Source organism: Streptomyces sp. NPDC023838 (assembly GCF_040639555.1).
In the GTDB taxonomy this organism is placed as follows: Bacteria; Actinomycetota; Actinomycetes; order Streptomycetales; family Streptomycetaceae; genus Streptomyces.
Window position 1 is genome coordinate 23,998 of record NZ_JBFAAD010000034.1, and the last position, 12,439, is coordinate 36,436.

Below are 12,439 nucleotides of genomic sequence, written 5' to 3' on the forward strand. Positions count from 1 at the left end.
CCGGGCCCCTCCTCGTTTCGGAAGTACGCCCACGGCCGAAGGGGTTCCGGGGCGGGATCGATTCCGTCTCCGGCGCGACAACCTGGCGGCTGCGCCGACTTACAAAGTCGGCGCAGCCGCTTTTTTTGTTGTTCTACTGTGTGGCGTACGTGACGAATTCGGCCCAGGCGGACGGGAGTACGGTGATTTCCGGGCCGGGTGTGTTCTTTGAGTCGCGGATGTGGATGGCGGAGGGGTGAGCCGCGACTTCGACACACTCGCCGCCCTCGCCGCTGCTGTAGCTCGACTTGCGCCAGTCGTAGGCCACTTCTATACAGTCCCCGCCCTCGGCGCCGCTGTATGTGCTCTTGAACCAGTTCATGCGTCTCCCAGCATCTTCTCGATCAGGGCCAGTGACTCCCGGGGCGTGAGAGCCTGCGCCCGGATGATCCCATAGCGAGTGATGATGACGCGGACCTCTTCGGGATCCGTGATCAACCGAGGGTGGCCCTGGATCTCCGTGTACGCAACCTGCCGCCCCTTCTTGGTAGTTAGCAGGTTGAACGGGCCGTCGATGCCAGGGCAGTCCTCACGGTCCGTCGGCATGACCTGGAGCTCGACGGTCCGCAGTTGGGCGATGCGCAGGAGCTGCCCGAGCTGTTCTACCCGGACGGCACGCCCACCAATGGGCTGTTGCAGGACAACCTCTTGGAACACGAAGCTGAACGTCGGTGCGGGCCAGGTCTGAAGCACCTCTTGGCGGGCGAGTCGGTCGGCCACGCGCTTCTCGATGGTCTCGTCGCTGAGCAGGGGCCGCCGCTGGGTGAACAGCGCCCGTGCGTACGCCTCGGTCTGGAGCAGCCCGTGCACGGCCTGGGTGCCGTAGTGGTGCAGTTCGAGGGCCTCGGCCTCCAGGAGGGCGTAGTTCCGGTACCAAGCCGGATGGCGCGTCCGCGCCTTCGCCTGGGCCCGCTCGATCGACTTCTTCGCCGCGATCAACACCCCGCCCGCGTTCAGGATCTTGTCCGCCTTCTCCAGGAAGTCCGGCTGGGTGATCCGTACGCCGCGTTCCATCGCCGAGATCTGGCTCTCGGTGTACCCCACCAGGCGGCCGAACTCCCGCTGGGTCAGCCCGGCCCGGATACGCAGCACCTTCAGCTGTTCGCCCACGGCGGTGAACAGCTCCGAGATGGTGTCTTCTTCGTCCTCCACGCACGTCTCCATGGGTCACGGGCGACGACTCGTACAGGGCGCTCGCCGGACCCGTACAAGAAAGCCGGTGTCGCGCCGACGCCCTTGTTCAGCGTACGCACATCTCGTCACGCTCGGTGACATGAATCCCCAAATCACCACCCCCACAACCGAGTTCGTGCGGCGATTCACCAGTACGCGCCGAGGGGCCCGGCTCGCCCGGGTGCTGTCGCTCGGGCAGCTCGACGCCTGGGGCGTACCGCACGGCAGCGAGGCGTCCGACGCCGCCGCCCTGGTCGTGGCCGAGCTCGCGGCGAACGCCGTGCTCCACGGGCGCGTACCGGGCCGGGACTTCGAACTCCGGCTCGTACTCGGCACCGTACTGCGCATCGAGGTGACCGACACCAGGACCGAGGGGCTTCCGCGCCGCCCGGAGGTCGCCGGGGACGCGGAGGGCGGGCGGGGTCTGCTGCTCGTGGAGGCGCTGGCGAAGGCGTGGGGGGTGGACGAGCGGCCGCCGGGCAAGACGGTGTGGGCGGAACTGGACCTGGGCGCTACGGCGCGTTCGTGAACGAGCGGCGGTACGAGCGGGGCGGCACTCCCCGGCGGCGGACGAACTGCTCACGCAGGACGGCGGCGCTCCCGTAGCCGACCCGGCGGGCGATCTCCTCGACGGGCAGGTCCGTGGTCTCCAGGAGCTCCTCGGCGCTGCTCAGACGCAGACCGCGCAGCCAGGCGTGCGGGGTGGTGCCGGTCGCGGCGGTGAAGCGGCGGGCGAAGGAGCGTTTGCTCATCAGGGCGCGCCGGGCCAGCTCCGCGACGGGAAGCGGCTCGTGGAGATGTGCGCGGGCCCAGGCCAGGACCTCGGAGAGCCGCTCGTCCTGGCCGTCCTCGGGCACGGGGGCGGCCAGGTACTGGGCCTGCCCGCCCTCGCGGTGGGAGGGCAGCACCATGTCCCGGGCGACGGCGTTGGCCGTCGCGGCTCCGCACTCCCGCCGCAGCAGGTGCATGCACAGGTCGAAGCCCGCGGCGGCTCCCGCGCCCGTGATCACCTGTCCCTCGTCGATGTAGAGGGCGTCGGGCTCGACGGTGACGTCCGGGTGGCGGCGGGCCAGCAGGTCGGCGAACCGCCAGTGGGTGGTGGCCCGCCGGCCGTCGAGCAGTCCGGCGGCGGCGAGCGCGAAGGTGCCGACGCAGTGGGCTGCGACGAGTGCGCCGCGGTCGTACGCTTCCGAGAGCGCGTCGAGTACGGCGGGGGCGGGCGGCGTACGGAACTCCGCCCCCGGGAGGGCGATCACGAGATCGGCGGCGGCGAGCCGGTCCAGACCGTGCGCGATGGCGAGGGGGACGCCGAGGTCGGTGGGGACGGGCCCCGGGCGCTCGGCGCACAGGGCGAAGTCGAAGCCGGGCAGCGCCTCCCCGTGTGGGCCGAACACCTCGCTCACGATGCCGACGGCGAGCATGCCGACTCCTGGCGGGACGTACGCGGCGACGGTGGTGAAGGGCGGCACGGGGGCAGTCTGGCAGGTGACAAGTGGTGCGGCAGGCGGGTGGCAGGCGGGGTGGCACGAATCCTGCGATCGGTGGCAGATGTGCCACTCGTGGAGGGTGGGCCCGGCCGGAAAGATCAAAGCCATGACAGACGCACCGCTCGGCCGCAGCGCCGAATACACCGTTCTGACCACCGGTTACGTCGGCTCCACCGGCCCGGGGGTGGCCGCCACCGTCTCGTACGTGAGGGACGGGGACCGGCACGTGGTCTTCGACCCGGGCATGGTGGCGAGCCGCGACGACATCCTCGGGCCGCTCGCGGAACTGGGGCTCGGCCCCGACGACATCACCGACGTGGTGCTCAGCCACCACCACCCGGACAACACCATGAACGTCGGCCTGTTCGGCCGGGCCCGGGTGCACGACCACAAGGTGGAGTACGCGGGCGACCAGTGGCGCAACCGGGACGCGGAGGGCTACGAGCTCACCCCGTCGCTCCGGCTGATCCGCACCCCGGGACACAGCCCCGAGGACATCACGCTGCTGGCGGGCACGGACGCGGGTGTGGTGGCGTTCGCGGGCGACCTGTGGTGGCACGCGGAGGGCCCGGCGGACGACCCGGTGGCCCCGGACCGCGAGGTGCTGCGGGCCTCGCGGGGGCGGGTGCTGGCGGTGGCGTCCCTGATCGTCCCCGGCCACGGCGCGCCGTTCGAGCCGTCCGCCACGGTCCCACGCTAGGTCTTGGCCCGGGGTTCGTCTGCGGCCCGGTGGCGGGTTGCTCGCGACCCTTTTTGCCCGGTGTTCATCTGCGGCCCGGTGGTGGGTTGCTCGCGCCCCTTATCGGCCCGGGGTGTGTCTGCGGCCCGGTGGTGGGCTGGTCGCGCAGTTCCCCGCGCCCCTAACCCCTCTGTACCTGCGGGTCGTGGTCGGTTGCTCGCGCAGTTCCCCGCGCCCCTGAGATGCGCCCCTTCGGGGCGCCCAGGGGATTGCCGCGCAGCGGCATTTTTAGGGGCGCGGGGAACTGCGCGACCAGCCACATACGGTCTGCGGACGAAGGGGGGTTTAGGGGCGCGGGGAACTGCGCGAGCAACCGACCACCGGCCCGCAGACCAACACCGGGCCAAAAAGGGGCGCGGGGAACTGCGCGAGCAACCCACCACCGGGCCGCAGGTGAATGCCCCTAACAGTTGCCCGGGGACGGTTTCCCCGTGAAGCGGTCCGACAGCCAGTCGGCCGCAGGCAGTGCCCCAACCGTCACCCCACCCACGTGGCCCAGCAGCGGCAGCCCGTGCCACGACACCGACGCCCCCCGCCCGCACCAGTCATCCCGCAGGCCACGCCCCACCCCGTACGGGATGAGCTCATCCAGAGTCCCGTGGTACAGGTACACCGGCGCGTCCGGCGCCACCGTACCGAGCCGGGACTCGTTCAGACGGGCCTGCCAGTCCGCCTGCTCCAGCGGGTTCTTGACCGTCAGGTCGGTGACCTTCTTGAAGGAGCCGACGACGGTGTCGACCGCCACGCAGTTCGACTTGAAGTAGTCGACGAGCGCCTTGCCCGCCGTGTTCAGATACGTGTCGAGCTTCAGCTCGGGGAAGGCCGCGTCCTGGCCCGCCGCCGCCATGAAGATCAGGCCGGAGCCGAGCCCGCCGTCGTTGGAGTGCGCGACCGCCATCAGGTCCGCCGGGACACCCCCCGTCGCCGTGCCCTTGACCTTGAGCTCGGGCGCGTACGACTTGTGCAGCTCGGCCGCCCAGCTGCTGGCCTGGCCGCCCTGCGAGTACCCCATGATCCCGACGGGGGAGTCGCCGGAGACGCCGGGAACGCCCAGGCGCTCGGCGGCGCGGGCCGCGTCCAGCATCGCGGTTCCCTCGGCCCGGCCGACTGTGTACGTGTGGTCGCCGGGGGTGCCCAGGCCCTCGTAGTCCGTCACCGCGACCGCCCAGCCGCGCTGCACGATCTGGTTGATGAGGGTGGCCTCGACGGCGGTCCCGTACGGGAAGCCCGCGCTCGGCGCGCAGGAGTCGCCCAGGCCCACCGTGCCGACGGCGTACGTGACGAGCGGGCGCGGGCCGGTCCGGCCGTCGTTGGGCACGATCACCGTGCCGGAGACGGTGTTGGGGGCGCCCGTGGCGGTGGTGGAGCGGTAAGTGATGTGCCAGGCGCTGGTGTTGGTCCACTGGCCGGGCAGCGGATGGAACTCGGTCGGGGCCGAGCTGACGACGTCCCCGGGGCGGACCGAGGGGCCGTCGTCGGTGGAGGCGAACGCGGTGGGGGTGGCCGCGCAGAGGAGGAGTCCGGCGGCGAGCACACCGGCTGCTCGGGTCCGGACGGGCGGGATGGACGGTACGGGCGGGACGGGCGGAACGGGGGGGATGGGCAGGGTGGGCATGACGGCTCTCCCAACGTCCGTGGGGGTGGGGGCAGTTGAGGAGACCGTAGTGACTGACCAGTAGGTACGGCGCTGACCGTATCGCTCACCTTCGCTGGCCCAGCCGATACGCCCCCGGTGTCGTGCCCGTCCAGCGCCGGAACGCCCGGTGGAACGAGGTGTCCTCGGAGAAACCGAGCCGCGCCGCGAGTTCGGCGATCGGCTCGCGCCCCTCGGCCAGCCCCGCGATCGCCGCGTCCCGCCGCACCGCGTCCTTGAGCTGCTGGAACGAGGTGCCCTCCTGCTGGAGGCGGCGCCGCAGGGTGGCCGGGGAGAGGGCGAGCCGGGCCGCCGTCTCGTCCAGCGACGGCAGCCGGGGCGAGGCGAGCAGCGCGCGGCCGAGGTCGCGGTGGACCTGCTCGCCCACGGTCGTCCCGTACGCCCTGCGGCTCAGCAGTTCGAAGGGGGAGCGCCGCAGCATCTGCTCCAGCGCCGCCTCGTCCCGTACGAGCGGCGCGGTCAGCCAGCGCGCGTCGAACACCGCCTCCGTCACCGCTTCCGTACCCGCGTCCGTGAAGCGGACCGGGCAGCCGAACAGCGACGGGTACTCGTCCTGGTGCGGGGGCGGCGGATAGCCGAACGACGCCCGCAGCAGCGGGATGCGGCGGCCCACCAGCCAGCTGCACAGCCGGTGCGAGATGATCAGCAGGCACTCGGTGAGGAACCGGTCCTCGTCCCGCCCGAGCTCGTTGCGTACGGCGAAGACCGCCTCCGGCCCGTCCGCCGTCAGGGCCAGCTCGGGTCCGCCCGGGAAGAGCCGGTAGAACGCGATCCCGCGCCGCATCGCCCCGCCCAGATCGCGGCAGCCCAGCGAGGCGTAACACATCATGGCGAACGTTCCGGGGCGGCTCGGGGCCGGGCCCAGCCCGAGGAACTCGTCCTGGGTCGCCCGGTACAGCGCCCGGAAGAGCAGCGCGAACTGGGCGGGCGTGACCCGCGCCCGGTCGTCGCCGAGCAGCAGCGGCGGGATGCCGGCGGCCTGGAGGAGCGGCACGGTGTCGATGCCGCGCCGCTCGGCGCCGCGCAGCACGGCGCGTACATGGTGCACGGTGATCGTCCCCTTGCCCATGGCCAACGACCGTAGCGGGATTGAGCGGTGCGGTCAGCGGGGGTGACGTTTCCCGTCATCCCCGGTGGCCCACGGGCGTCCCTACCGTCGGGTACATGACGGAACCGAGCGCACTACGCCCCAGGACGCTGGCCCTGTTCGCGGAGTGGACGGCCGAGCGGCACGGCTCCCGCCCGGCCCTGCGGTTCCGCGCGCCGGACGGCGGCTGGACCACCCTGACGTACACGGCCCTGCGCGACGCGGTCCGCCGCACGGCCCGCACCCTGCTCGCCCACGGCCTGCGCCCCGGCGACCGCGTGGCGATCCTCGCCGAGACGAGCCCGAGGTGGACCCTCACCCAGCTGTCCTGCCTGGCGGCGGGCGCGGTGGTGGTCCCGGTGTACCCGACGGCGGGCGACGAGGAGGTGAAGTGGGTCCTGAGGGACTCGGGGGCGAGGTTCGCGGTGTGCGAGACGGAGGAGCAGAGGGGGAGGGTGCGGACCTTGTCGGGGGTGGAGGAGGTGTTCCCGCTACCAGAACTGTCGGCCCGGGAGGCGGGGCGCGGGGCCGTGACATGTGCGGCTCCGCCAAGCCAACCCGTCCCGCCGGACCACCTCCTGGCCACCCAGAAAGCCGTCCGCCCGGAGGACACCGCCACCCTGGTCTACACATCCGGCACCACCGGGCCCCCCAAGGGCTGCCGCCTCACCCACGCCAACCTGGGCGCGATCCAGGACGCCACCCTCCCCCTCCTCGAGGGCGGGCCGGGCGACCGGACGTACCTCTATCTCCCCCTCGCCCACCTGCTCGCCCAGCTCACCCAGTTCTCCACCCTCCTCAACGGCGGCGAACTCTGCTACTTCGGCGGCCGCGTGGAGGACGTCGTGTCCGAGCTGGCCGAGGCGCAGCCCACCCACCTCCCCTCCGTACCGAGGCTCTTCGAGAAGGTGCACCAGGGCGCCCTCGCGCTGGCCGAGAAGCTCCGGATCACCGACGAGCAGGAGCTGTTCGCGCTGGTGCGGGCGGCCTTCGGCGGCAGGCTGCGCTGGGCGCTCACCGGCGGCGCCCCCATCGCCCCCGCCACCCTCGACTTCCTGCGCGCCGCCGGGATCGCCACGTACGAGGGGTACGGCATGACCGAGTCGGCCGGCGTGATCACGCTCAACCACCCCGGCGCCGTCCGGTACGGCACGGTCGGGCGTCCCATCGACGGCTGCGAGGTGAGGATCGCCGAGGACGGCGAGGTGCTGGCGCGCGGCGCGAACGTCTTCTCCGGCTACCACGCCAACCCCGCCGCCACGGCGGAGGCGCTCGACGCGGACGGCTGGCTGCACACCGGCGACCTGGGCGCCCTGGACGCCGACGGCTTCCTGACCATCACCGGCCGCAAGAAGGACCTGATCATCACGTCCGCCGGGAAGAACCTCGCCCCGTCCGAGGTCGAGCTGGCCATCGAGCGGTCGCGGTTCGTCTCGCACGCGGTGATGGTCGGCGACCGCCGCCCCTATCCCGTCGCCCTGATCACCGTGGACGCGGCCGAGGTCGCGGGGAGGGACGCGGCCGCCGTACGGGCCCTGGTCCAGGAGGCCGTGGACGACGCCAACGCCCGCGTCTCGCGCCCCGCCCGTATCCGCGCCTTCGCGGTCCTGGCCGAGGACTTCACGATCGAGAGCGGGGTGCTCACCCCGACCCTGAAGGTCCGCCGCAGGGCGGTGACGGAGCGGTATGCCGAGGAAATAGAACGGCTATACGAAACCAAGGCGTACGAAACCAAGGCGTGAGGAGACAAAGGCAGGAGCCCTTTCCGTACGTCGCCGTACGGAAAGGGCTCCTTGGGTACTGCTAGTCAGCGATCGCCGACCCGGGCAACTAGGCCGGGGTGACGTTCTCCGCCTGCGGGCCCTTCGGACCCTGCGTGACGTCGAAGTTCACGACCTGGTTCTCCTCGAGGGAGCGGAAGCCAGACGCGTTGATCGCGGAGTAGTGGACGAAGACATCCGGGCCGCCGCCGTCCTGGGCGATGAAGCCGAAGCCCTTTTCAGCGTTGAACCACTTGACGGTTCCGGTAGCCATAAGCCCTCCTTGGGCCAAAGGGTTGCCCTGCTCCAGAACCTGCAAACAAGTCTGAAAACTACAAAAGCCTGCGGGTTACATGCTCCGCAGGCTCTGTACTGCAAGGGAAACCAAACTGCAACTTGCGAGGAGCGTAGCACGCGATATCGGGGCTGCGGTAGAGGGAAAGATCACGTCACTCGGACGTTTGGCGGGCCCTCGACGCGGTGACGAACCTACCCGCCGTAGCTGGACAAACCGGACAGGTCTAGTCTCGCGATGTGGACCAAACAACCACCCGGCCACGGGTCGGGCACATCCAGTTCCTCAACTGTCTGCCGCTCTACTGGGGGCTCGCCCGGACGGGCACCCTGCTGGATCTGGAGCTCACCAAGGACAGCCCCGAGAAGCTGAGTGAACAGCTCGTCCGGGGAGACCTGGACATCGCGCCGGTCACCCTCGTGGAGTTCCTGCGCAACGCGGACGATCTGGTGGCCTTTCCCGACCTCGCGGTCGGTTGTGACGGGCCCGTCATGTCCTGCGTGATCGTCTCGCAGCGGCCGCTGGAGGAGCTCGACGGCGCCCGGGTGGCGCTCGGCTCCACCTCGCGCACCTCCGTACGCCTGGCGCAGCTGCTCCTCGCCGAGCGGTACGGGGTCGAGCCCGACTACTACACGTGCCCGCCCGACCTCGGCATGATGATGCAGGAGGCGGAGGCGGCGGTGCTGATCGGGGACGCCGCGCTGCGCGCCTCGCTGCACGAGGCCCCGCGCCTGGGCCTTGAGGTCCACGACCTGGGAGCCATGTGGAAGGAGTGGACGGGTCTGCCGTTCGTCTTCGCCGTGTGGGCGACCCGCAAGGACTACCTGGCCCGCGAGCCCGGGGTCGTCCGCGAGGTCCACGACGCGTTCCTCGCCTCCCGCGACCTCTCCCTGGAGGAGGTCGCCAAGGTCGCCGAGCAGGCCGCCCGCTGGGAGGTCTTCGACGCGGAACTGCTGGAGCGCTACTTCACGACGCTGGATTTCCGGTTCGGCGCCGAGCAGCTCAAGGGCGTACGGGAGTTCGCCCGCCGGACCGGTCCGACCACCGGGTTCCCGGCGGACGTCGCGGTGGAGCTGCTCGCCCGCTAGGCGGAGGCGGGGGCGAGGGCGGGCGCGGTCAGGACGACGGGATCGGGGCCTGCAGCCGGCTGCTGATCCACTGCATGGTCCCGTCGCCCATCCCCTTGATGTAGGTGTGGGCGTTGTGCTTGCCGCCCTGGATCACCTGGAGATGGGTCTTGACCGGACCCTTGCCGTACTTGGCGATGAAGGCGTTCAGGCTCGCCATGCCGCCCTCCTTGGTGCCGATCTGGAAGGCGAGATCGACCTCGGGGCCCTTCTTGTCGATCAGGTCCTGGGCGAGCTTCTCCGGGTTGTTCGCCTGCTTCTCGGCCTCGTGTCCGGCCCACAGCGGGGAGTCCGGCACGGTGTCGGGGCCCGAGGCGATCACGGCCTTGAACTGGTCGGGACGCTTGAGCACGGACTTCAGGCCGACGAAACCGCCGGAGGAGGAGCCCATGAACGCCCAGCCGTCGCGGGACTTGAAGGTGCGGAAGTTCGCCTTCACGAAGTCCGGCACGTCCTCGGTCATCCAGGTGCCCATCTTGGGGTGGCCCGGTATGTCACTGCCGTCGTAGTAGTACTTCGCGTCCGGGTTGAGGACCGGCATCACCACGACGAACGGGACGCTCTTGCCCTCCTTGGACCACTGGGTGATGCTGCTCTGGAGCTTGAGGTCGGTGCCCATCCAGTAGTTCTTGGGGTAGCCGTTGCCGCCGGGCAGGGCTATGAGCACCGGGAAGCCGCTGGCGGCGTACTTGGGGTCGAAGTACTGCTTCGGCGCCCAGACCCACACCTTGCCCGTGAAGCCCGACTTCTTGCCGTGCAGCGTGGTCACGCCGATCTTGGTGCCGTCGTCCAGCGTGTTCTGCGTGGTGAACTGCGCCTTCGGACCGGTCGGCAGCAGGGTCTTCGCGGCGACCTCGGAGACCTTCTCGTCGCGCGCCTTGTCCTGCCCGGGGTCGGCGGCGCCGCTGCCCTTGGGCGCGGGCGTCCGCGAGGCCCCCGGGTTGTCGAAGTTCACCGGCTTGCCCTCGTCGGAACAGCCGGAGACCAGCGCGACCGAGCCGAGGACGGCGGCGGCTATGAGTGCGGTGGTACGGCGATTCATGCGGTGCTCCGAGACGGTTTGGGGCAGTCGGCGGCCGGTTGTGGGGGTTTCCCAGGGGGTTCCCGGCGGGTTCCCGGGGGTTTCCCGTGGAAGTCTCCTGGGCGGACTTCCCAGAGAGAGACGGTCCGGCGTTCGAATCGGTTCGCCGTCGTACGTGCCGGATCGGCTCCGGCCGAGTGATCCGGCGCACGTCACGCTCTACCCTGCTGTGCGACCGTACTTGACGGCATGGGGGAGAGCAGATCGCGATGCAGCCGCTCGAAGCCGGCGAACCACGCACCATCGGCGCCTACCGGCTGCTCGGCAGACTCGGCGCGGGCGGCATGGGCCGGGTCTATCTGGGCCGCAGCGCCGGTGGCCGCACAGTCGCCGTGAAGGTCGTCCACCCGCACTTCGCCCTCGACGAACAGTTCCGCGCCCGGTTCCGCCATGAGGTGGAGGCGGCCCGCCGGGTCGGCGGCGCCTGGACCGCGCCGGTACTGGACGCCGACCCCGAGGCGGCGGTGCCGTGGGTCGCCACCGGCTATGTGGCGGGCCCCTCGCTGACCCAGGCGGTCGCCGCGCACGGCCCGCTGCCCGAGCACGCGGTACGGGCGCTGGGCGCCGGGCTCGCGGAGGCGCTGGCGGCGGTGCACGCGCTCGGCCTCGTCCACCGCGACGTGAAGCCGTCCAACGTGCTGCTCACCCTCGACGGCCCCCGCCTGATCGACTTCGGCATCGCCCGCGCCACGGACGGCACGGCCTCGCTCACCGCGACCGGGGTCTCGGTCGGCTCGCCGGGCTATATGTCGCCCGAGCAGATCCTCGGCAAGGGCGTCACCGGCGCCGCCGACGTCTTCTCGCTGGGCGCGGTGCTGGCGTACGCGGCGACGGGCGAGCCCCCGTTCGCGGGCGACTCCTCGGCCGCGCTGCTCTACAAGGTGGTCCACGAGGAGCCCGAGCTGGACGCCCGCCTCGGCGGCGAGCTGCGGGCGGCGGTGGACGCGTGCCTGGCCAAGACGGCGACGGCCCGCCCCGCCCCCGCCGAACTCGCCCGCCGCCTCGCCCCGTCCGGCGCGGCCGCGCTGGTGGCGGCGGGCTGGCTGCCGGGGGCGCTGGTGGAGGAGGTCAGCCGGTCGGCGGTGCGGCTGCTCGACCTGGAGGCGGAGGCGCCGGACGCGGACGCGTCGGGCCCGGTGGCGTTCACCAGCCCGGCGGTGGGGGTGTTCGGGCCGCCGGACGCGTCGTACGGGTCGGGTGCGCCCGGGGGATGGGGGCCGGAGGCCTCATCCCCCGGGGTGCGGGGAGCTGCGCGACCAGCCACACACAGCCCGCAGACAAACGGGGGCCCGGGGGCGAACCCCGAGGGGAACCAGGGGAGCGGGCTCACCCTCCACACCCGCACGCGCCGCGTGAGCTGCACGGTCACGCTGGCGATCGCGGCGGCGCTGGCGGCGGTGATGGTCGGCGGCGCGTTCGTCTTCGACGTGATGCCGGGGCGCGGTGGCGGCACCCACGACTCGGCCGCGTCGAGCGCCCCGCGCAGCCCGAGCGCGCCGGGGGACTCGGGGGACTCGGGCACGACCCCGGGCGCGACCGGCGGCCCGGCGGTGTCGGAGGTGCCGAAGGCGTTCCTCGGTACCTGGAAGGGCCCGATGACGGAGTCCACGACCGGCCAGCCGCATGGCGACCTGACGGCGGTGTTCACGGCGGGCGGCACCGGCAAGGACGTCCTGCACACCTCCTCCAAGATCAGTGTCCTGGGCACGACCGTGGAGTGCTTCGGGGTGGCCAAGCTGGTCTCCGGCACGGACCGGCGCGTGACGGTCGAGGAGCGCACCGACCCGGCCCGCCAGGGCACGGCGGGCCTGTGCACCAGCGGCACGGCCACCCTGGTCTTCACCCGCAACGCGGACGGCACGCTCAAGTACGAGTCGAAGGAGGCGGGGGCGGGCAACCCGTACGCGACGCTGGTGAAGGAGACGGGCTGAGGGAGCGGGGCGGCCCCCGGGCCCAAGGGGGGCCGGTGGGGGTCCGGCCCGGCGGGGCTCGGCCGG

12 protein-coding genes are annotated in these 12,439 nt (G+C 71.7%); 5 read left to right on the top strand and 7 right to left on the bottom strand.

Going from position 1 to position 12,439, the window contains the following annotated elements:
- Positions 1–133: 133 nt before the first annotated feature.
- Positions 134–361, bottom strand: a complete 228-nt coding sequence (locus tag AB0G17_RS30440; protein WP_361389720.1) for a DUF397 domain-containing protein — start codon at positions 359–361, stop codon at positions 134–136.
- Complete coding sequence (locus AB0G17_RS30445) at positions 358–1,191, bottom strand: helix-turn-helix transcriptional regulator (RefSeq protein WP_361389722.1); 834 nt, start codon at positions 1,189–1,191, stop codon at positions 358–360. The genes AB0G17_RS30440 and AB0G17_RS30445 overlap by 4 nt, the downstream gene beginning before the upstream one ends.
- Before the next feature lie 121 nt (positions 1,192–1,312).
- On the opposite strand from AB0G17_RS30445, the gene AB0G17_RS30450 reads away from it, so the two are divergent.
- Positions 1,313–1,741: an ATP-binding protein gene (locus AB0G17_RS30450; RefSeq protein WP_361389724.1), complete on the top strand. Its 429-nt coding sequence runs from the start codon at positions 1,313–1,315 to the stop codon at positions 1,739–1,741.
- On the opposite strand, the gene AB0G17_RS30455 is transcribed toward AB0G17_RS30450, so the two are convergent.
- Complete coding sequence (locus AB0G17_RS30455; protein ID WP_361389810.1) at positions 1,725–2,633, bottom strand: helix-turn-helix domain-containing protein; 909 nt, start codon at positions 2,631–2,633, stop codon at positions 1,725–1,727. The genes AB0G17_RS30450 and AB0G17_RS30455 overlap by 17 nt on opposite strands.
- 172 nt (positions 2,634–2,805) lie before the next feature.
- On the opposite strand from AB0G17_RS30455, the gene AB0G17_RS30460 reads away from it, so the two are divergent.
- Positions 2,806–3,399 carry an MBL fold metallo-hydrolase gene (locus AB0G17_RS30460; protein WP_361389726.1) on the top strand — a complete coding sequence of 198 codons (594 nt, stop codon included), beginning with the start codon at positions 2,806–2,808 and terminating at the stop codon, positions 3,397–3,399.
- Between the two features lie 442 nt (positions 3,400–3,841).
- Here the strand turns inward: AB0G17_RS30460 and AB0G17_RS30465 are convergent, their stop codons facing one another.
- Both AB0G17_RS30465 and AB0G17_RS30470 read right to left on the bottom strand, forming a co-directional pair.
- The gene (locus AB0G17_RS30465; RefSeq protein WP_361389728.1) at positions 3,842–5,053 is read right to left on the bottom strand and encodes a lipase family protein; all 1,212 of its coding nucleotides are present in this window, start codon (positions 5,051–5,053) and stop codon (positions 3,842–3,844) included.
- An 85-nt stretch (positions 5,054–5,138) separates the two neighbouring features.
- The gene (locus tag AB0G17_RS30470) at positions 5,139–6,161 is read right to left on the bottom strand and encodes an AraC family transcriptional regulator (protein WP_361389730.1); all 1,023 of its coding nucleotides are present in this window, start codon (positions 6,159–6,161) and stop codon (positions 5,139–5,141) included.
- A 95-nt stretch (positions 6,162–6,256) separates the two neighbouring features.
- Here AB0G17_RS30470 and AB0G17_RS30475 point away from each other — a divergent pair, with 95 nt between their 5' ends.
- Complete coding sequence (locus AB0G17_RS30475) at positions 6,257–7,921, top strand: AMP-dependent synthetase/ligase (RefSeq protein WP_361389732.1); 1,665 nt, start codon at positions 6,257–6,259, stop codon at positions 7,919–7,921.
- Positions 7,922–8,009: 88 nt separating this feature from the next.
- On the opposite strand, the gene AB0G17_RS30480 is transcribed toward AB0G17_RS30475, so the two are convergent.
- Positions 8,010–8,213 (bottom strand): cold-shock protein, encoded by a 204-nt coding sequence (locus tag AB0G17_RS30480; protein ID WP_003967102.1) that lies wholly within the window; start codon positions 8,211–8,213, stop codon positions 8,010–8,012.
- 260 nt (positions 8,214–8,473) lie between these two features.
- On the opposite strand from AB0G17_RS30480, the gene AB0G17_RS30485 reads away from it, so the two are divergent.
- Complete coding sequence (locus AB0G17_RS30485) at positions 8,474–9,322, top strand: menaquinone biosynthesis protein (protein WP_361389734.1); 849 nt, start codon at positions 8,474–8,476, stop codon at positions 9,320–9,322.
- Positions 9,323–9,350: 28 nt separating this feature from the next.
- On the opposite strand, the gene AB0G17_RS30490 is transcribed toward AB0G17_RS30485, so the two are convergent.
- Positions 9,351–10,403, bottom strand: coding sequence for an alpha/beta hydrolase-fold protein (locus tag AB0G17_RS30490; protein ID WP_361389736.1), 1,053 nt, complete (start codon positions 10,401–10,403; stop codon positions 9,351–9,353).
- Between the two features lie 248 nt (positions 10,404–10,651).
- Here AB0G17_RS30490 and AB0G17_RS30495 point away from each other — a divergent pair, with 248 nt between their 5' ends.
- Positions 10,652–12,373 (top strand): serine/threonine-protein kinase, encoded by a 1,722-nt coding sequence (locus AB0G17_RS30495; protein ID WP_361389738.1) that lies wholly within the window; start codon positions 10,652–10,654, stop codon positions 12,371–12,373.
- Positions 12,374–12,439 lie beyond the last annotated feature (66 nt).

Coding starts and splice junctions, on each gene's coding strand:
- AB0G17_RS30475 (WP_361389732.1), top strand. CDS start 6,257: ATGACGGAACCGAGCGCACTACGCCCCAGGACGCTGGCCCTGTTCGCG.
- AB0G17_RS30465 (WP_361389728.1), bottom strand. CDS start 5,053: ATGCCCACCCTGCCCATCCCCCCCGTTCCGCCCGTCCCGCCCGTACCG.
- AB0G17_RS30455 (WP_361389810.1), bottom strand. CDS start 2,633: ATGCTCGCCGTCGGCATCGTGAGCGAGGTGTTCGGCCCACACGGGGAG.
- AB0G17_RS30480 (WP_003967102.1), bottom strand. CDS start 8,213: ATGGCTACCGGAACCGTCAAGTGGTTCAACGCTGAAAAGGGCTTCGGC.
- AB0G17_RS30440 (WP_361389720.1), bottom strand. CDS start 361: ATGAACTGGTTCAAGAGCACATACAGCGGCGCCGAGGGCGGGGACTGT.
- AB0G17_RS30495 (WP_361389738.1), top strand. CDS start 10,652: ATGCAGCCGCTCGAAGCCGGCGAACCACGCACCATCGGCGCCTACCGG.
- AB0G17_RS30470 (WP_361389730.1), bottom strand. CDS start 6,161: ATGGGCAAGGGGACGATCACCGTGCACCATGTACGCGCCGTGCTGCGC.
- AB0G17_RS30490 (WP_361389736.1), bottom strand. CDS start 10,403: ATGAATCGCCGTACCACCGCACTCATAGCCGCCGCCGTCCTCGGCTCG.
- AB0G17_RS30450 (WP_361389724.1), top strand. CDS start 1,313: ATGAATCCCCAAATCACCACCCCCACAACCGAGTTCGTGCGGCGATTC.
- AB0G17_RS30460 (WP_361389726.1), top strand. CDS start 2,806: ATGACAGACGCACCGCTCGGCCGCAGCGCCGAATACACCGTTCTGACC.